Raw genomic sequence first — 19,157 nt, forward strand, 5'->3', positions numbered from 1 at the left:
CGGCTCGAACGAAAGACAACGCCTGACGGCAAACGCCGTCATTTCGGGCGTTGATTTTTTTTGGGCCGAGGATTATGATTATCGATATATTCAAATAATCAAATATTAATAAAAAAGAAGGTTTGATCATGAAATGGTCGGGGAGATTCGAAGGTTATGGCCTGCACATGCTGCGGCGGGATCTTGTATCAGGACTGATTGTCGGGATTGTCGCCATCCCGCTGGCGATGTCGTTTGCGATCGCATCCGGCGTGAAGCCGCAGTTCGGTATTTACACGACGATTATCGCAGGTTTCCTCATTTCTCTGCTCGGAGGGTCGAGGTTTCAGATCGGCGGGCCGACCGGCGCCTTCATTCCGGTTCTACTCGGCATTGTCCTGCAATTCGGGTACGGGGATTTGCTTATCGCCGGAATGCTTGCGGGCGTTCTGCTTATTCTGATGGGCGTCTTCCGGCTTGGCGCACTGATCCAGTTCATTCCCCGTCCGGTGACGGTCGGCTTCACGTCAGGCATCGCCGTCATCATTTTCTCCGGCCAAATCGCCAATTTCCTCGGCCTGCGGGACATCAAGCGGCACGACGATTTCCTGTCCAGCATGAAAGAAATCGGCCTTCATATTTCTACGGTCAACCCGTACAGCATAACGACGGCAGCCGTATGTCTGGCCGTTATCGTCCTGATGCCGCGGCTGCTCCCCCGGATTCCGGCCTCCCTCATCGGGCTTGTCGCATCGGCGCTCGTCGCGTCGGTCTTTTTCCACGGGAAGCTCGCTACAATCGGATCCGCTTACGGCGTAATCCCGAGCACGCTTCCGACGCTCGTCATTCCGCACTTGACGTTCGATAAAATCATTCAGCTGCTTCAGCCGGCTTTCGTCATCGCCATGCTCGGCGGCATTGAATCGCTGCTCTCGGCCGTCGTGGCGGATGGCATGTCGGGCAGCCGCCATAACAGCAACCGCGAGCTGATCGGCCAGGGCATCGCCAATCTCGCGGCTCCGTTGTTCGGCGGCATTCCCGCAACCGGCGCGATCGCCCGCACGGCGACGAACATTAAGAGCGGGGCCGCATCGCCGGTCTCAGGTATGGTTCATTCGATCGCCGTGCTGATCATCCTGATGGCGTTCGCGCCGCTCGCCTCCGCCATCCCGCTCGCCGGCATGGCGCCCATCCTGATGGTCGTCGCCTGGAATATGAGCGAGCGCAAAGAGTTCGTTCATATGCTGAAAATGAAATCGGGCGATTCGCTCGTCATGCTGCTGACGTTCCTGCTGACGGTGCTGACGACTTTGACGACGGCCGTCGAAATCGGGCTGGTCATGGCCGTCCTGATGTTCGTCATACGGATGCGGGACAGCCTGATCGTCTCCAAGGTGCTGCCGGATCCGTCTTCGCAAAGCGGGAAGGTGAGGCCTTCCGCGGTCCATGACCGCCGCGATTGCCCGCAAATCAGCATTTATTCGATCGAAGGTCCGTTGTTCTTCGGCGCGGCTAATCAGTTCGAACGGTCGATGGCGGACACGCTTCGCCTGCGTCCGAAGGTGCTGCTGCTCCGAATGGCGAAGGTCCCTTTCATCGATGCGACCGGCGAGGCCCATTTGGCCAGCGTTGTCGGCCGTTTCCGCCGATCCGGCGGCACCGTGCTTGTTTCCGGCATTCGGCCCCAGCCGAAAGCTTATTTACACAAAACCGGTCTGGCGGAACAAATCGGCGAGGACCGATTTTACGAGCATACCGGAGAGGCGATCGGGGAAGCGCTGGGAAGGCTCGAGCTTCACCAATGCGCCGGCTGCAAGCATAACGCGTTTCGCGAGTGCGCCGCGCTGTCATGCGCCGCGGCACAAACCGGTGCAAAGTAACGGACGCCGGCACAGCGAGTGCATGGTTCCCGCTGCCTCAATGGGCAACCTGCTGATTGATTTGCGCGCCTTTATACGTCAGCGATTACGATGCTGCAATTTCGGGCTGTCGGGCCGCTCGATCTTCCTCCCGCTGGTATCGGTTTTGATGCGGCCCTCCGGCTTCAGCGGACATTTCTTGCGTATTTCATTTTTTAAAAGGAAATGAATGCGGTTTCGCGAATACGTTACGTGAAGCGTCTCCGTCGTAACGGACCAGGGGCGCAGCGAACGATCGCGTATGGGAGGAATCGACATGAAGCTCGTGTACGACCAGAAGGACGCCGTCATCCGATTCGGCGCAGAGCAAATCAAGAAAAGCCTGACAAGCGGCGGACAATTTGTCGTCGAGCAGTTCAGCGGGCGGGGAAAGCCGGCGGATCCGGCCAAAGGCATCGTCATCGACAAGCAGTCCGCGCGGAGGGGGCAGCCGCCCAAATATGAACCGCAGTCGTTCCGGATTGTCCGCGCGAAGGATTTGATCCGGGTCGAAGGCTCGGATTCGCGCGGCGTCATGTACGGATGCCTCGAGCTCGCCGAACGGATCGCCCGCGGGGCGGTGCCGGGAGACGGGGAAGAAATCCGCCAGCAGCCTGCGCTCGGCATCCGCGGCATCAAATACAATTTGCCGTTTGCGCCGTTTGAAGCGGGAGACCCGTTCGTGCAGAACGAGGCGACCTGCATGGATTTGGATTATTGGAAGGCTTATATCGACATGCTGGCGCTGAACCGGTACAACTGCCTCAGCTTGTGGTCGGAGCATCCGTTTCACCTCATGGTCGTGTCGCCGAAGTTCCGGGCGGCCAACCCGTTCAGCGATATTGAGATCGACCGCAATATCCGGTTTTTCCGCGAGGTGTTCCGGCATGCGGAAAGCCGCGGAATCGACATTTATCTGTTCACCTGGAATATTCGGCTCATTCCCGAAGCCGCCGTCGGGCTCGGTCTTCCCGAAGCGGCCGGGGATGTCGGCGATATGTACGGCGAGCTGATCCACCGCGTCGGCCAGCCGCTCAACCGGTTCCGCGCGCAGTCGGAGGTCGTGCGGGACTATTTTCGGGAGATGGTGCTGCAGCTGCTCATTACGTACCCCGAGCTGAAAGGGCTCGGAACTTCGGCCAGCGAGTGGATGGACGGAAGCGGGCACGAACGGGAGCAGTGGATCGTGGAAACCTACGTGGAGGCGATCAAGCAATCGGGCCGCGACATTCCGTTCATTCACCGGACGAACATGCAGAACGCCGGCAAGGAGATCAAGGAGATGGTGCAGAGCCGGTTCGACCCGGACCGCTTCTATATCAGCTGGAAATATTCGAACGCGCACTGCTATTCGCACCCGGAGCCGCAGTTCGAGAAGCTGTGGGGAGCCTGGGAAGGCATCGACCTGGAGTCGACGCGAATCTACTATACGGTTCGCAACGACGACGTATTCGCTCACCGCTGGGGGGACCCGGATTATGTGCGGGCGTACGTGAAAGGCATGCTGAAGCCGTACGTGAAAGGCTTTTATTGGGGCGCGGACGGCTATGTGTGGGGCAAAGACTTTCAGCACGTCGACTACGGCCATCATACGTGGCGGTACGATTTTGAACGGCACCTGTTCCAGTTTCAGCTATGGGGCCGGTTATCCTACGATCCCGACGCGAGCGAGGAGATATGGAGCCATCTGCTGAAGCCGCATTACGGTCCGCAGCATGCGACCTTGTTCCTCGAAGGACTTCGCCAGGCGTCGAAAATCATCCCGGCGGTCAACCGCCTGTTCTGGATCGATTACGATTTTCAGTGGCATCCGGAAAGCTGTTTGTCGCAGGTGAGCGGCTTCAAAACGATCCTTGACTTCGTCGATGCCGCGCCGATGCCGGGCGTCGGCGTCATGAGCATCGCCGAATACGCCCAGGCGGAGCATAACGGAGAGCTGGAAAGCGCTGCGGCCGCTTTCGCCGAAACGCCGCCGGACATTATCCGCATCTTGTCCGAAGCCGCAGCCGGGACGAAAGCGGCCGCATCCAGGCTCGAAGAGGAGCTCGGGGAATTAAGAGGGGGCCATGCGGAATGCACCCTGTACGATTTGCTGGCCTACGTGGAAATGGGCCGGTATTACGAGCGCAAGTTTACCGCGGCGCTGTACCTGAACCGCTACGCGGCGAGCGGCGACGCCCGTTTTAAAGAGCAGGCGGCGCAGCAGCTGGAGCAGGCGGTGCACAACTGGGAACGGCTCGGCCACTATTGGAGCCTGCACAACAAGCCGTATTACATGGCGCGCGTCAAGCAAACCTTCGGTTACCCGTATTACTTGGACGATGTAAAGCGGGATGTGGAGCTTGCCCGCGCATTCGAAGGGTAATCGGGCCTTCGTTCAACAAGTAAGGGGAGGACAAGCTGTCCTTCCCTTACTGTTTTGCAGCGAAACCTACTCATTCATCGGTTTCGCTTTTTTATTTTCCTTCCATAACGCCCCGGGCCAAAAAGCGTACCGCCCAAGTACCGTCGTAATGGCGGGAACCAATAATGGACGGACAACAAAAGTGTCAAGGAGGACCCCGATCGCCGTCACGATTCCAAACTGCAGCAGCACTTGAATGGGAAGGGTAGCCAAAACGGCGAAGGTTCCCGCAAGGATAAGTCCGGCAGAGGTGATGACGCTGCTCGTTTCGCTTACGCCGTTCGCGATGGCTTCGCGGTGCGGCTGGGTTCTCCGATTTTTCCAAATGCTCGAAACCATAAAAATGTTATAATCTTCCCCGAGCGCGACCAGAAACACAAACGCATATAACGGGATCAGTCCCGAGATGGCCGGCATATGCAACCCGTAACGGATGAGCAGCCAGCCCGCGCCTAAAGCGGATAAAAACGAGAGGACCACGCTCAAAATCAGATAAATCATCGCGATAACCGAACGCAGATAGAGCAGCAGCAAAACGGCAATGATGAGAATGACGACCGGAATGATGACTTTCATATCATGGCCCGTCGCTTTTTCGGTATCATACAGCTTGGAGGTTTCGCCGCCGATCCAGAAATGGCCGTCCGGCTGAATTCCCGCGTCCGCAAGTGTTCGAGACACTTGGTTTTGAATCGCGGGAATGGTTTCAACCGACTTCGAATCGTAGGGGTTTTGGTTCAGCGTGACGCTGTACGATTCGTAATTTTCGCTTTGACCGCTTTCCGGGCCTGCGGTTTGCTCGACGAACGGAAGCTTCGATAACGCTTCTTTTAACGGCACGCTTTTGCCTTCCGTATTGACGATGACTTGGACGGGGGCCAATTCTCCTGATGAGAAATGCTCCGCCATTAAGTCAAACCCTTCCCTTGACGGCATGTCTTTCGGAAAGGACTCGATTAAATTTTGCGTGTATTGAACGCTTGGTGAAAATCCCGCCAAGCCGCCCAGGACGACCACACTCAGTAGAATGACCGTCCATGGCTTCGAGGCGACGAGCTCGCCGAGACGCTTGCTGAAGCGGCCATGGGCTTTGTACCGGCGGAGCTTCCTCTGTTTCTTTTGCTCCAAAGACAGCAGCATCTCTTCGGTCCGCGGAATAAACGGGAAAAACGATATTCGGCCCAAAATCGCAAGCAGCGCCGGAAGCAGGGTGACCGCGGCAATACCCATAATTAGAATGACCAGGCTGAAAGGAACGGCAAAGCGCCGAAAGGAGCCGTATTGCGCGAGGAGCAGAGCGCTTAAGCTGAGAACGACGGTTATCGCACTCACGCCGATCGCCCCGCCCGACTGCCGGATTGCAAGCTGCAGCGCCTTGAATTTATCCGATTCCACAAGCAGCGTTTCCCTAAATTTGGATACGAGAAACAAGCAGTAATCGGTTCCTGCGCCGAACAGCAGCACCGTCATAATGGAGATGGCCTGCGAGTCGACGGTAATAACGCCCTCCTTCGCCAACAATCCGAGGATCGGTCCGGTTACACCGTACGCAAATCCTACCCCGATCAGCGGGACAACGACTAATATCGGCGAACGGTAAAGCAGAATTAACAACAGCAGGACGAGCAGAACCGTCGAAATTAATAAGGTCACATCCGCTTTGCCGAAAAGCGCGGCCGCATCCGTCGCAATGCCTGCCGGTCCGGTAATACGGACATGCAAACCGGGATCCGTTACCTTGCTGTCAAAAAGCGCTTTCGACTGCCGGGTTGAAATATCGTCTTCCAGCTCTTTGAGGCTGGCGGACAGCGCATCCGTACTGGCGTCCGGCTTCATGAATACCGGCGTTACGATCGACGTGCCGTCCTGCGAAGCGGAGGCTTTTAATGCTTCGGGCGGAAGCTTTGCGAGCGGCGGAATAAAACGCTGCGCAGACAGCGGATTTTTCTCTAAATGCTGATATAGATCCGTAATCGATCGGTAGTCCTGTTCGGTCAGACCGCCGCCGCGGTACCAGACGAGGAGAGCGGGGATGCCCGTGTTATCCGGAAACTGTTCGGCGTTCACCTTGTCGGCTTGAACGGACATCGCATCCATCGGCAGGTTGGCCGCTCCGTTGTCGGTTACCTGATTGACATTGGGAAAAACGGCGGATAATCCCGCCGCCAGCAGAACCCAGACCGCGAAGGTTGCCCATCTTCCTTTGCGGCTGAATACGGCTTCCAGAAGAGAATTGAGCGGCTTTGACATCGTATCCTCCATGGGGAAAGATTGATTTTTAATTTCCTTTTGATTACCATTAAAATTATATATACCGGTTGGTTAATTTTCAATTTTTATTTTTTAGAGGAGAAGATGCTTGTTGTCGCAGCTGGAGGGGAAACGGTCGATCGGCCGGCCCAAAATGACGGATGGAGCAAAACCGACGAAGGAACTGCTCATGCAGTCAGCCATCGGCCTGTTTTTAAAGTATGGATTTCAAAAGGTTTCGATGGATGACGTTGCGAAGGAAGCTTCGATGACCAAGGCGACCGTTTATTATTATTTTGAATCGAAGTCCGAGCTCTTTAAAGAATCGATGGTCGCGTTAATGGCACGGGTCCGGGAACGGATCATGGCGCTGCTGTCGTCCGACAAGCCGCTTCAGGTCAGGCTTTTCGATGTGGCGATCGCCCATTTGGAGGCAACCACCTCGTTTGATTTGGAAGGATTCATGCGGGAATCCCGAGCGTCTTTAACAGCGGAGCAGGTTCGGGAAATGGTAACCGCGGAGGAAACGATGTATGCCTGTATCGAGCAAGCGTTCGCGGAAGCGATGGAAAAAGGCGAAATTCCGGAAATTAACGCAGCATTCGCGGCTCATTCTTATATTGCCCTGGTCAAAGTCGGAAATGTAAAACGGCCGGACGGCACTTCATTTTTTTCGGGAGCGGAGGAAGCGGCCCGAACGATCGTGCATGTTTTCTGGACAGGCTTTTTTGGAGGACGGTAAGTTTTCATGGGATGAAAAAGAAGACTGTTGAGATTTTAACCCAGAAAGGCCTGATTTCTCAACAGTCTGATTGACCGCTCGTATTCTTTACCAGGGCAGCGTATTGCTCTCGAACAGGAAGGAGCCTGTCGGGCCGTCGTCCGGCAGGGTAGCGGCCAGAATGCTTGTGCGCGCGCCATCGGCTTCGTCAATATCCGCCGCTCCGCCGCCGAGACGGGTGCGGACCCAGCCGGGGTGAACCGAGTTCACCTTGATCGGCGTATCGCGAAGCTCGGCAGCCAGGTGAATCGTAAAAGCGTTGACCGCCGCTTTGGACGCGTTATAAGCGAACGTTTTTACGCTGTAGACCGGCGAGGACGGTTCGGCCTGCAGGGTAAGCGACCCCAGGACGCTGGACAGATTCACGATTCGCCCCGCCTCCGATTTGCGGATCAGCGGCAGCAGCTGCTGCGTCAGGTCGATCTGGGCGAAAAAGTTGGCGTCGAAGGTGTCGCGGACCAGCTGAAGCGGGATCGTGCTGGTTCGGTTGACCACCCCGACGGAGACATTGTCCTGGTCCAGCAAAATGCCCGCATTATTGACCAGAATGTCCAGCTTCCCGTACTTTTCGTCCAAATAGCGGAAAGCCGCCTCATTGTCTTCGTGTACGTTAATATCCAGCTTGATGCCGGATACGTCATACCCGTCCTCGCGGAACTGCCGGGCAATCTCCGTTCCTTTTTGGGCGTCGCGGGCGCCGATAATGACCGTGGCTCCCAGTTTGGCCAAACCGCGTACCGTCTCCAATCCGATGCCGCGAGTTCCCCCGGTCACCAGAGCGATTTTGCCATTTAAGTTCGTTGTCGTCATAAGCAGGATCTCCTTTTAAATGATTGGGTATAATAATGGCTATTTGAGAATGATCATTCTCTTTTGGTGAAAAAAAATGAAACAAGCACTGCGGTTTAAACCGCTTTGTTTCTGCTAAACCTTTCTTTCCACCTCCTGAAACGTAGTATAGCATTATGAGAACGATCGGTAAAGAATTATTTTTTCTGCGTTCTATTTCGATCGATATGAGCCGAAGAAGGCGGCCAGCTCCGTGACGGAGCTGCCTTCGACCCGGCCGGAACGGCAATGTGTTGCACGAGCACTCGGAAGATAGTTTCGTGTGAAGCGGCACAAGCGGCATAGTTTCCCATTCAAAACCAGCCGAAATCCGTTCTAAGGGGACGGCTCTTACTGCAGCATAATGAGCCTGAACTGCCGGGCGTAAGGCCGCAGCTCGGCATCGTTCTCCACAAACGCGGTCAATACGCGCAGCAGCGTCCGGTTAGGCGGCTCCGCTTCCGTCTCTCGGCGCAGCATCCCGACCACCTCGAGCAGCTCCTGCCGAACCGGCTCCGGACCCGGATGCGCGGCGGCCTGCGCTTCGAGCGACTGCAGCAGCCGCTTCGCCGTTTCCAGGCGCGCCGCCGGGTCCGGCGGATTGAGCTGGTTGAAATATGCGCTGTCCGCGCTGAGCACGGGCTTCACGCGATTCCGGACCATATCGGACGCGACGGCGTCGAGCCGTTCGACCAGGAACAGCGCCAGCTCGGCCATTGGCAGCGCTACGATCCGCTGTACCGCGTAAGACAAATATTCCTTCATCATGCCGCGAAAAATGACGACGGCATCCCATATATTTTCCTTTATCGACTCGCCGTATGCTTCGTAAATGCAGTCCCGCTGAAGCGTTAGCAGGTTGGACCGCTTCTTTTTCCAGGCGGCGATAAACGCTTCGTTGTCCTTGATCGGGAGCTCTTTAAACTCGCTCGTAAAAAAATGATTCTCGAGCATGTACTGAAGCATGAATGCGACCTTCCGGCAAAAACGCTCCTTGGGGGTCAGGCCCGAATGCTCGCGGTCGAGCTCCCGCGCCTGATCGAACATCGTCCGGTGGCACGCTTCGAAAACCGAGGTGAACAATTCCTCCTTGGACGCGAATACTTTGTACAGGCTGCCTTTCGCGATGCCGCAGGCTTCCGCGATATCCTGCATGGAGGCGGCCATGTAGCCCTTTTGCTTGAACACATCCGCGGCAATGGCGATGATTTGACTTTTTTTCGACGCTTCCATTTCGATCCCCCGACTTCTTCCGATCCGCTGTCATCCGGAGGCGGACTTTTTGAATTGACACGTGAAACTAATGAGTCATATAATGAACTCGTGAGTTCTCGTTCCATTATACAGCAAGGAGGTGACCAAAGCGAGAGGCGCTTTGGGGAAAAATGAAAATCGGTGAAGGTATTGAAATGCTTGAGGTATCGATGGATATGGGGGGCAGCAAGTTTGTCATCCATCCGATCGTCGTGCAGGACGGCGATACGAGCGTGCTGGTGGACACCGGCATGCCGGGACACGAAGCGCAGCTGATCGAGCTTATGAAGCAGGCGGGCGCAGGAGATGGGCCAGGCGCGATTATTCTCACTCATCAAGATCTCGATCATATCGGCGGATTGCCTTATTTCTTGACAAACGGCGGCCGTAAGCCGGACTTATACGCGCATGCCGACGACAAGCCTTATATCGACGGCGAGCTTCCGCTCATTAAAATGCCGCCGGAACGGCGCGAGGCGCTTCTGCAGTCGCTGCCCGAAAAGCTGAGCCAGGCGTTCGAGCGCGTTTTTTCGCCCGAATCCGGCCCGAATGTGACGCATACGATCGCGGACGGGGAGAAGCTGCCGTTCGGCGGCGGGCTTGTCGTCATCCATACGCCGGGTCATACGCCGGGGCACGTCTGCCTCTATCACGAACCGTCGCGCACCTTGATCGCCGGAGACGCCATGATCGTGCAGAACGGCGAGCTTCAGGGGCCGAATCCGGGCGTGACGCCCGATCTGCCGCAGGCTTTGAGGTCGCTCCGCAAATTGAACGACTACCCGATCGACACGATCGTCTGTTACCACGGCGGCATCTTTAAAGGCGACTTCGCAAAGCGGATCGAAGAGCTGGCTTCCAGCGTATGAACGGCCTAAGACTTAAGCGTGCCGCGGATACCCGGACGGTAAGGTTTCTGGCATCCCTTGCGGCCGGAATTGCCGGCGCGCTTGTCTTCCAGCTGATCCATCTGCCGATTCCATGGCTGCTCGGCTCGATGATTTCGGTGCTGATCTGCTCGAGACTGTTCAAACAAATCAGGCCGCACTGGCCGGCCCAAATTCGAAATGCGGGCATGATCATTATCGGCTACACGATCGGGCTGTCGTTCACGACGGAGACGCTGCTGCAAATCGGGCGTCAGCTTCCGCTCATGGTGCTGCTGACGCTGCTGCTTATGGTTTGCACCGTCGGAATTGCGGCGATCGTTTCCTTTTTTTCCGGCATCCCGTTCCCGACGGTGCTGATGGGGAGCATACCCGGCGGCCTGTCGCAGATGGTGATGCTGGCCGAGGAAATGAGGGGCATCGACATCACCGTCGTGACCTTCCTGCAGGTTTCCAGGCTGATGATGATCATCATCACCGTTCCGCTGCTCATTTTCAGTCCTTTGTTCGAAACGGCGGCCGGCGGTCCGGCGGGAGAGGCGGCAGCCGGAACGGCGGCGGGCTGGGACGGCTTGTTTCCGAACGTGCTCGTCTTTGCGGCCGTATGTATCGTCTTCGCGCTTGTTCTGAATAAAATCAAGTTTCCGACCGCTTTCCTGCTCGGTCCGATGCTCGCTACGATCGTGCTGCATCTGTCGGGATTTCCCGGCTCGGCGCTGCCGGCTCCGTTTCTGGACGCCTCCCAGCTGATGGTCGGCGTTTATGTCGGCATGCTGCTGAAGCCCGAGCAGCTGAAGAACAAGGTGCGGATCGTGCTGCTTGCGGTCGTCAGCGGGATTCTGCTCATCGCCTGTTCGACGGGCCTCAGCCTGCTGCTCACCGTGCTGCAGGGCGTGACGCACGGCACCTCGTTCCTGAGCCTATCGCCGGGGGGCATGGACCAGATGGGCATTATCGCCCAGGAGGTCGGCGCCGATCTGTCGATCGTCACCTGCTATCAGCTGTTCCGGACCTTTTTTATTTTCCTGGCGGTCCCGCCGATTCTGAAAGCGATATTCCGGGCGCTGCTCCGCGGCAAGCCGACGAACGAGCCGGCGTAACCGGGCGCAATGCTTCGAATCCGCATGTATGAACGGAAAAGGTTCATCAAAATGAAAAAAGCATCGCCCTGTCGAGATACGGAATCTCGACAGGGCGATGCTTTTTGGAACGGATTATTTTTCGACCGTCGCCCGGCCGATATCCGATAAATGACCGGCCGCCGCGGCGGCTTTTTTGCTTTTTCGAAGGTACGACAGGACCGCCGCGAACAGCAGCAGGACGCCCATCGAATAAAAGACGATATGCAGCCCGTGAATGAAGCCGTTCATCGAAGCGTTGGCGCCGTCCAGCCCGACCATCGTGCCCGAGAAAATCGCCATCATCGCATCCTTCGGAATGTTGCTCGTAATGATCGGCATGACGAGCGCGATGCTGAAGATCATGCCGATATTCTGCAGCAGCGACATGATGCCGGAAGCTTCGCCCCGGCGAAGCGGGCCGGCCGAATTCATGACGCTGCCCGTGTTCGGCGAGTTGAACAGGCCGGAGCCGATGCTGATGACGACCATCCATACGGCCTGCAGCACATACGAGCTGTCCGCTTCCGCGTTCATCGTCAGCCCGACGATGCCGGCCATGCTGACGAGCAGCCCGAGCGTCGCCGGCAGCACCTCGCCGAAGCGATCGCCGATCCAGCCCGAGATCGGAGCGAAGACGAGCATGCCGATGGCAAGCGGAATAAGCAGGATGCCGGCTTTGAGCGCATCGAACGACATGACGCCTTGATAATAGAAGATAAGCATGAACATGATCGCCATCCGGGCGAGCGAGTTCAGCGCGCCGGAATAAACGCCCATCGAGAACGTCCTATTCAGCAGCAGCGGGAGATGCAGCAGTGCCGCCGGGTGGCGCATCTCGATCCGGATGAAGATCGGGAAGCAGACGACAAATAACAGCGCCGACACCCAGACGACGGGCGAGCTCCACGACTGCAGCGGGCCCCAGGTCAGCGTCAGCAGCAGTCCGGTTACGGACAGCGTATACGTAATCAGGCCGCCGAGGTCGAATTTCTTGGCGGCATCCGCGGATTTCTCGCGTTTAAAGCCCATTGTCCATAAGCCCCACAGCACGGCGATGACGCCGAAGGGCACGTTGAACCAAAAGGTCCATTCCCAGCCGTACGCCGTCGTCAGCCAGCCGCCGAGCACCGGACCGACAATTTGGCCGATCGCCACGACCGTAATGTTGATGCCGAGCGCCTTGCCGAGCTCCTGCTTCGGGAAAGCGTCGGCGACGATCGCGGTACTGATCGCAATCAGCACTGCGCCGCTGCCGCCTTGGAGGATGCGCCAGAAAATGAGCATCGTGGCGTCTCCGGCGAAGCCGCTGATGAACGATACGATCGTGAACATAATAATACCGATCAAGTAGAGCCGTTTGCGCCCGATCCGGTCCGCGATACTGCCGGCCAGCAGCACGACGACAGTTTGGGCGACCATATACGCGAGCATGATCCACATCGCCTGAAATACCGAAGCCTTCAGCCCGCGGATCAGCTCGGGGAGGGCAATAATCAACGTGCTGAAATTCAATGACGAGAGCAGCGCCCCCAGGCTGGTGACGGACAAAATCCACCATTTTCGACTACTGTCCTGATTCAAAGCTTCTCCACTTCCTTCAAATAGTTGTCTCTTTTTGAAATTCTGTATTTATAGAAATATCGAAATAGAACTCGATATTGTTTTTTCGGGGGAACACGCCTGCAGGCATTCTCCTTAATGAGCAATTATACGCCCGACCCCAAGCCGATGTCCAGACCGAAAACTCCGGCGAATAACTTACATAATCCGAAGAAATGGTTTATGATAAAAGATGGTATACGGTTAGGTCATTATTGCAACGGAGGTGCTGTTGATATGTTAAAGCGTCAAATCGGCCGTTTGGGTTACGAGGGCTCCGTCGTCATGTTCGGCGCGGCCAGTCTCGGCGGCGTTACGCAGGAGGAAGCGGACGAATCGATCCAATACGCTCTTCAGCATGGAATCAACCATTTCGATACAGCCGCGAGCTACGGCAACGCTGAAGTCCGGATGGGACCGATCATCAGCAAGGTTCGAGGGGATATTTTCCTGGCCACCAAGACCGGGCAGCGTACGAAGAAGGAAGCGAAGGAAGAGATTTACCGCTCGCTCGAGCGGATGAAGGTCGACAATGTCGACTTGCTCCAGCTGCACGCCGTCGGCACGATCGAGGAGCTGGACAAGTGTACGGCCGCAGGCGGCGCGCTGGAGGCGGCCATCGAGGCGAAGGAAGAAGGGATCGTCAAAGCGATCGGCATTACCGGTCACGGGCACGACGCGCCGGCCACGCATTTGGAAGCGCTTCGCCGCTATCCGTTTGCAACGGTCCTGCTTCCGCTCAACTATTATATGTACGGTTTGCCGGAATACCGCGCCGCATTCGACGCGCTGATGGAAGAAGCGGGCAGGCAAAATGTCGCCGTGCGGGTCATCAAAGCGATTGCGAAGGCACCATGGCGCGAAGGCGAGGACAGGCGGTACGCCACCTGGTACGAGCCGTTCGACCAGCAGGAAATCATCGATGCCTGCGTCCATTTCGTCCTGTCGTTCCCCGGGCTTGCTGGCTTCGCCAGCGCCGGCGACATTCACCTGTTCCCGAAAATCGTCGACGCCGTCGAGCGTTTCGGCTCGATGACGGACGAAGAGGCTTCGCGGGTTCTGAATTCCATTGCCGGCTATACATCGATCTTCGGCTCGCCGACTTCGATCGCGTGAGTCCGGACGGACATGGCGGGCGAATGCCCCGAAAGGAGTAAACATGCTTCAGGAGAAAAGGGAAGCGCTGAACAAAATACTGCGGGAGATGGAGCGTGTCGTCGTCGCTTTTTCCGGAGGGGTGGACAGCACGTTTTTGCTTAAGGCCGCCATGGACGAGCTTGGTCCCGAGCACGTACTCGCGGTTACGGCCGATTCGGAAACGTATCCGTCGGAGGAGCTGCGGGAGGCGATCCGGCTGGCGGAGCTGATCGGGTCTCCGCACCAGGTCATCGAAACGTCGGAGCTTTCGATCCCCGGCTACAGCGAGAACACCTCCAACCGCTGCTATTTTTGCAAACAGAGCCTGTTTGAGCATTTGATTCCGATCATGAACGAGAAAGGCTATAAAAACGTCGTCTACGGGCTGATCGCCGACGATATGAACGAGCACCGGCCCGGCATGCAGGCGGCGAAGGAGATGGGCGTTCGCGGCCCGCTCGCCGAAGCGGGCTTGACCAAGGAAGAGATCCGCACCCTGTCGCGCAAGCTGGAGCTGCCGACTTGGGATAAGCCTTCGTTCGCCTGCTTATCCTCCCGCATTGCTTACGGCGAAATCATTACGCAGGCCAAGCTGACCAAGATCGACAAATCGGAGGCGTTCATCAAGTCGCTCGGCGTGCGGCAGGTTCGGGTCCGGACGCACGGCGAGATGGCCCGGATCGAAGTGGTGCCGGAGCAGATGCAGCTGATTCTCGACAACTACGGCAAAATCGGAGAGGCACTGCAGTCGTACGGCTATAAATACGTCACGCTCGATTTGCTCGGTTACCGCAGCGGCAGCATGAACCGGCTCCTGACGGCGGAGGCCTGACCGATTTCCGACAAACTCTCGTTCCCCGCCGGGAACGGGAGCTTTTCTTATTTTCCGGCTTGGAGACAAACGATGCGCGGCCGGACAAAAATTGATCTGGGAGCCGAAACGGCGCCATAAAGCAAGAATTGTCACTTACACGCTTTTGAATAAGACGTTAAGATAAGTATGAAAGCGCTGCCAAAATGATCGCGTTTCAATTGTAACTGGGGGCGTTACCTTATTCAAACGGGGAGTGGTTACTCAGATGTCCATCCGAAAGCGTTTCAGTATGCTCACGGCAATGGTGGTCCTGCTCGGCATGACCGCCGCTTGCAGCGGAGGCGGCGGCCAGCCGGCAAACGGCGGAGCGCCCGCGCCGGGCAATTCCGGAACGAACGCCGGAACACAGGGGAATGCGAGCGCCGATTCGGGCAAACCGCTGAATCTGCAGTTTCTCGTTCCATCCTACGCCGATGCGCCCAACATGAACGACGAGTATTGGACGGAATGGCAGAAACGGACGAACACGAAGCTGGATGTCGAATGGGTCCCGTCCGGCGACTACGACACGAAATTCGACCTGGTGCTTGCATCCGGCAATTTGCCGGAAATTATCGTCTCGACCAGCCTGACCCGGCCGACGCTGATCAATGCGATCAACCAGGGCGCATTTTGGGACCTTACCCCGTTCCTCGGGGACTTCAGCAAGTATCCCAACATGAAAAACAACAGCGGTCCGAACGTGTGGAATTATATGAAGCTGGACGGAAAAATTTACGGGCTGCCGCGCAACCGGCCGCAAATCGACCTGGGGATCAAAATCCGCAAGGACTGGCTGGACAAATTCAAGCTGCCGATTCCGAAGACGCTCGACGAATATGCCGCCGATCTGAAAACGATCGTGAACGGCGACCCGGACGGCAACGGCAAGAAGGACACGATCGGCATTATCGGCGGCGGCTTCCTATTGGCCGACGGCGACGACACGTTCCTTAGCGCATTCGGCGGGCTGAAGCCGGTTTACGACAAAGACGGCGGCATGATCAACAGCAGGCTGACGCCGAATTATACGAGCATGGTGGAATGGTTCCGGAAGCAGTATGCGGACGGCATTCTCGCCAAGGAATTCTCGGCGATCAAGAAGACGCAGGCCGAGGAGCTGTTCTCGACCGGGCACGCGGCGTCGTACGTGCGCAACATTTGGCGCGACTACACGTGGGAGCAGGAAAACAAGAAAACGCAGCCGGGCGCGCAGATTATTACGCTTCCGCCGATGCAGGGACCGGGCGGCGTATCGGTCAGCCTGGCCAGCCCGACCTTCGGCGCCTTCTATATTTCGAAGAAGGTTCCCGAGGAGAAGGTAAAGCAAATTCTCGATTATTTCGAGAAAACGACGACGAAAGAGTATACGGATTTTAACTATTACGGCATCGAGGGCGTGCATCATACGGTGGTGGACGGCCAGCCGCAGCTGACCGACCTCGGCGTGAAGCAGGTGACGACGAATGCGCAGCAGGTGTTCTCGCTCGCTTTCAACAACGAGATGAAGGTCGTCAATCCCGCGGCGCCGAAGGCGTACAACGACGCCAAGCTGAAGGATGTGGCGGTTTACGGCAAGGTCGGCACGCTCAATCCGTTCGCCATCATCAGCTCGAATACGTGGAGCACGACCTGGCCGAAATACGAGAACGACTGGGAGGCTATGGTCACCAAGGCGATCGTGGGGCAGATTTCGATGGACGATTATAAGAGCTATGTGGATAAGCTGAACAACAATCCCGATTTCAAAAAGGCGTATCAGGAATTCGCCCAGAGCTACAAGGTGTATTTCGGACAACAATAAATGCCGCGGCGAACCGGGGGAGGTTTATGGCAAATTGGAACATTCCAGGTAACGGAGGTCCGGGTCGCAAACGGGGACATGGATCGTATTTTTCCAGACTGATCGGACTCGGCTGCATCTCCTTTTGCATTCCGGTCATATTGGCCAGTGCGGTCTACTATCAGTTCTCCATGCACCGGGTCAAAGAGCAGATGCTGACCGGCAGCCAGTCGTCCCTTATCATCATGCGCGACCGGGCGGAGCGCATGCTGCAGGACATCGAACAGGAATCCCACCATTTGGCCGTTGACCCGCTCCTGACGGGCATTTTTACGAAGCCGGAGCTTGCCGGCAATCTGTTCTGGCATCAGAAAATATTGGACCAGATCGAAGTGGTGAAAAACACCGACGGCTTCATCGATGAAATTTATTACTACAACACCGTCGACCATGCGGTGCTGTCCAACCGGTACGGCGTCATCGCCAAAGACGCCTACCGGTACCGGGACGACATCGACCGGACGATTGCCGGAAGCGAGCCCTCAGAGTGGGCCTACTTGCCGGAAGCGCAGCGCGACGGCGATTTGACGTTCGCCCGCCTGCTTCCGGCGCCGGCCGGCGGCCGGCCGCAAGGGGCGCTTGTGTTCCAGGTCGAAACGTCCGCGATCAGCAAATTTCTGGAGTCCGACACGTACATTTTGCCCGGCCGCCAAAGCTTGTTTTTTATCAATTACGTCGGTCTTGACAAGCAGGCGGATAAAATCCTCGATGTCCATTCGGCGTTAAACCGGCTGCCGGGGATCGAGACGATCCTGAAGACCGATAAGAACGAGGACCGTTTTACGGCCGAGGGGATCGACGGAAAGCCGGCGACGTACATGTATTTGAAAACCGTATACGGCCGCACTTACGTCAATGTGGTGCCCAACAGCGCCATGGCCGGCCAGCTGAACTGGATCCGGGGCGTCACGCTGCTGGTGCTGTTTATATTTCTTGCGTTCGGCGCGGCGATCACCTATTTCAATTCGCGGAGGGCGTACAACCCGATCGAGCAGCTGATCCGCCACAGCAAGTCGCTCAGCGCCCGCCAGCTGCAGTCGAAGGAAAACGAATTCGATTATTTGAAGGAATGTCTCGACTTTCTGAACACGGAGACCGAGAAGCTGTACGGCTACATGGCCCACATTCAGCCGACGCTGCGGGAGCTCTGCCTGCGGCAGCTTGTAACCGGCGATTACGTGCGCAAGGAGCCGCTGCTGAGGGACTGCGAGCAGTACGGCATCTCGGTACAGGCGGCGAGCGTCGTCGTCATCGTGGATACCGACAATATCGGGAAGGATAAACGGTTCCATCCGGAGGAGCAGGGCGTCATTGCGTTCGCCATTTCCAATGTCATGGAGGAGCTGCTGCGGGAGGAAGAGGATATCCGCGGATACGTGTTCCCGTTCAAGCGCAGGGGCGTGGCGCTGCTGCAATTTTTGAACGTCAAGGATCAAGCGGTTATGCTGCGGCGCACACTGAAATACGCCCGCTCCGTATGCGAATCGCTCGGCAGCTACCTACGGATGGACGTGTCGGCCGGAATCGGCCGGCTGTACCTGCATATCGACGATGTTCCGGTATCGTACAAGGAGGCGGAGACGGCCCTGCAATACCGAATCTTCAAGGATATGAATCCGGTATTGTATATTGAGGACCTGGAAATGGAAAAGAAACACGCGATGTTCCGCTACCCCAGAGGGCAGGAGGCGGCTATGATCGCCGCATTGGAACGGGGAGAACCGCAGGAGGCGGCAGCCAGTCTGAATGCGTTCGCCCAGCACCTGAGCAGCTCATCGTGCAGCTTCCTGCATCAAAGCTACTATATGCTGCTGTCGGCCATTATGAGAAGCCTGGAAATGCAGGAGGTCAGCGTGCTCGATATATTGGGGCATAACCTGTACGGCCAGCTTCAAACGAAGCAGACGTTCGAAGAAATTTACGACTGGTTCGCGGAAACCCTTTTTCCGCTTTATCTGTGGATGACGGACAGACACCGCAGCGAATCGGAGCAGTCGGCGGTGCAGAAGGTATGCCGGCATATCAGGGAAAATTGCGGCAGCGACCTGTCGCTGGTGCAGTGCGCGGAGCTGGTGGGCATGAGCCCTTCACACTTGAGCCGGCTGTTCAAAAAAGAAATGGGCGTCAATTACCTCGAGTTCGTCGTGGAATGCAAGGTGAGCGAGGCGCGAAGGCTGCTGACGGAAACCGACCGCAGCGTCAGCGAAATCGCGAACGCGATCGGCTATTCGGAGCGAAACCTAAACCGGATTTTTCAGCGGTATTTTCATATGTCGCCGAGCCTGTTCAGGCTGAGGCAGCGATAACGGCTATTTGGAAAGGG

Annotated in this window: 13 protein-coding genes; 9 read left to right on the forward strand and 4 right to left on the reverse strand. The window is 56.8% G+C overall.

Features of this window, described 5'->3' with window-relative positions; genetic code table 11:
- The first annotated feature begins 128 nt into the window (after nt 1-128).
- A complete protein-coding gene (locus PD282_RS11525; protein WP_274650823.1) occupies nt 129-1,859 on the forward strand; it encodes a SulP family inorganic anion transporter in 1,731 nt (576 codons plus the stop codon).
- A 295-nt stretch (nt 1,860-2,154) separates the two neighbouring features.
- Entirely contained in the window at nt 2,155-4,242 is a 2,088-nt protein-coding gene (locus PD282_RS11530; RefSeq protein WP_274650824.1) for a hypothetical protein, read from the forward strand.
- A gap of 66 nt (nt 4,243-4,308) precedes the next feature.
- Here the strand turns inward: PD282_RS11530 and PD282_RS11535 are convergent, their stop codons facing one another.
- Nucleotides 4,309-6,531, reverse strand: a complete 2,223-nt coding sequence (locus tag PD282_RS11535; protein WP_274650825.1) for an MMPL family transporter — start codon at nt 6,529-6,531, stop codon at nt 4,309-4,311.
- Nucleotides 6,532-6,643: 112 nt separating this feature from the next.
- Between PD282_RS11535 and PD282_RS11540 the strand changes: the two genes are divergently transcribed.
- Nucleotides 6,644-7,273: a TetR/AcrR family transcriptional regulator gene (locus tag PD282_RS11540; RefSeq protein ID WP_274650826.1), complete on the forward strand. Its 630-nt coding sequence runs from the start codon at nt 6,644-6,646 to the stop codon at nt 7,271-7,273.
- Between the two features lie 87 nt (nt 7,274-7,360).
- Here PD282_RS11540 and PD282_RS11545 read toward each other — a convergent pair whose 3' ends face one another.
- Together PD282_RS11545 and PD282_RS11550 are read right to left on the reverse strand one after the other, a co-directional pair.
- The gene (locus tag PD282_RS11545) at nt 7,361-8,122 is read right to left on the reverse strand and encodes an SDR family oxidoreductase (protein WP_274650827.1); all 762 of its coding nucleotides are present in this window, start codon (nt 8,120-8,122) and stop codon (nt 7,361-7,363) included.
- A 369-nt stretch (nt 8,123-8,491) separates the two neighbouring features.
- Nucleotides 8,492-9,373: a TetR/AcrR family transcriptional regulator gene (locus PD282_RS11550; protein WP_274650828.1), complete on the reverse strand. Its 882-nt coding sequence runs from the start codon at nt 9,371-9,373 to the stop codon at nt 8,492-8,494.
- Between the two features lie 152 nt (nt 9,374-9,525).
- Between PD282_RS11550 and PD282_RS11555 the strand changes: the two genes are divergently transcribed.
- Both PD282_RS11555 and PD282_RS11560 read left to right on the forward strand, forming a co-directional pair.
- Nucleotides 9,526-10,263, forward strand: a complete 738-nt coding sequence (locus PD282_RS11555; protein WP_274650829.1) for an MBL fold metallo-hydrolase — start codon at nt 9,526-9,528, stop codon at nt 10,261-10,263.
- Complete coding sequence (locus tag PD282_RS11560) at nt 10,260-11,381, forward strand: AbrB family transcriptional regulator (protein ID WP_274650830.1); 1,122 nt, start codon at nt 10,260-10,262, stop codon at nt 11,379-11,381. The genes PD282_RS11555 and PD282_RS11560 overlap by 4 nt, the downstream gene beginning before the upstream one ends.
- Nucleotides 11,382-11,495: 114 nt before the next feature.
- Here the strand turns inward: PD282_RS11560 and PD282_RS11565 are convergent, their stop codons facing one another.
- Nucleotides 11,496-12,983 carry an MFS transporter gene (locus tag PD282_RS11565; RefSeq protein ID WP_274650831.1) on the reverse strand — a complete coding sequence of 496 codons (1,488 nt, stop codon included), beginning with the start codon at nt 12,981-12,983 and terminating at the stop codon, nt 11,496-11,498.
- 255 nt (nt 12,984-13,238) lie between these two features.
- On the opposite strand from PD282_RS11565, the gene PD282_RS11570 reads away from it, so the two are divergent.
- From PD282_RS11570 to PD282_RS11585, 4 genes are all read left to right on the forward strand, one after another.
- Nucleotides 13,239-14,117, forward strand: a complete 879-nt coding sequence (locus PD282_RS11570) for an aldo/keto reductase (protein ID WP_274650832.1) — start codon at nt 13,239-13,241, stop codon at nt 14,115-14,117.
- A gap of 43 nt (nt 14,118-14,160) precedes the next feature.
- Complete coding sequence (larE, locus tag PD282_RS11575) at nt 14,161-14,970, forward strand: ATP-dependent sacrificial sulfur transferase LarE (protein ID WP_274650833.1); 810 nt, start codon at nt 14,161-14,163, stop codon at nt 14,968-14,970.
- A gap of 247 nt (nt 14,971-15,217) precedes the next feature.
- Nucleotides 15,218-16,795 carry a type 2 periplasmic-binding domain-containing protein gene (locus tag PD282_RS11580; protein ID WP_274650834.1) on the forward strand — a complete coding sequence of 526 codons (1,578 nt, stop codon included), beginning with the start codon at nt 15,218-15,220 and terminating at the stop codon, nt 16,793-16,795.
- A 26-nt stretch (nt 16,796-16,821) separates the two neighbouring features.
- On the forward strand, nt 16,822-19,140 hold the full coding sequence (locus PD282_RS11585; protein WP_274650835.1) for a helix-turn-helix domain-containing protein: 2,319 nt from the start codon (nt 16,822-16,824) through the stop codon (nt 19,138-19,140).
- The last annotated feature ends 17 nt before the right edge of the window (nt 19,141-19,157 follow it).

It is taken from the genome of Paenibacillus humicola (genome assembly GCF_028826105.1).
GTDB lineage: Bacteria > Bacillota > Bacilli > Paenibacillales > Paenibacillaceae > Paenibacillus_Z > Paenibacillus_Z humicola.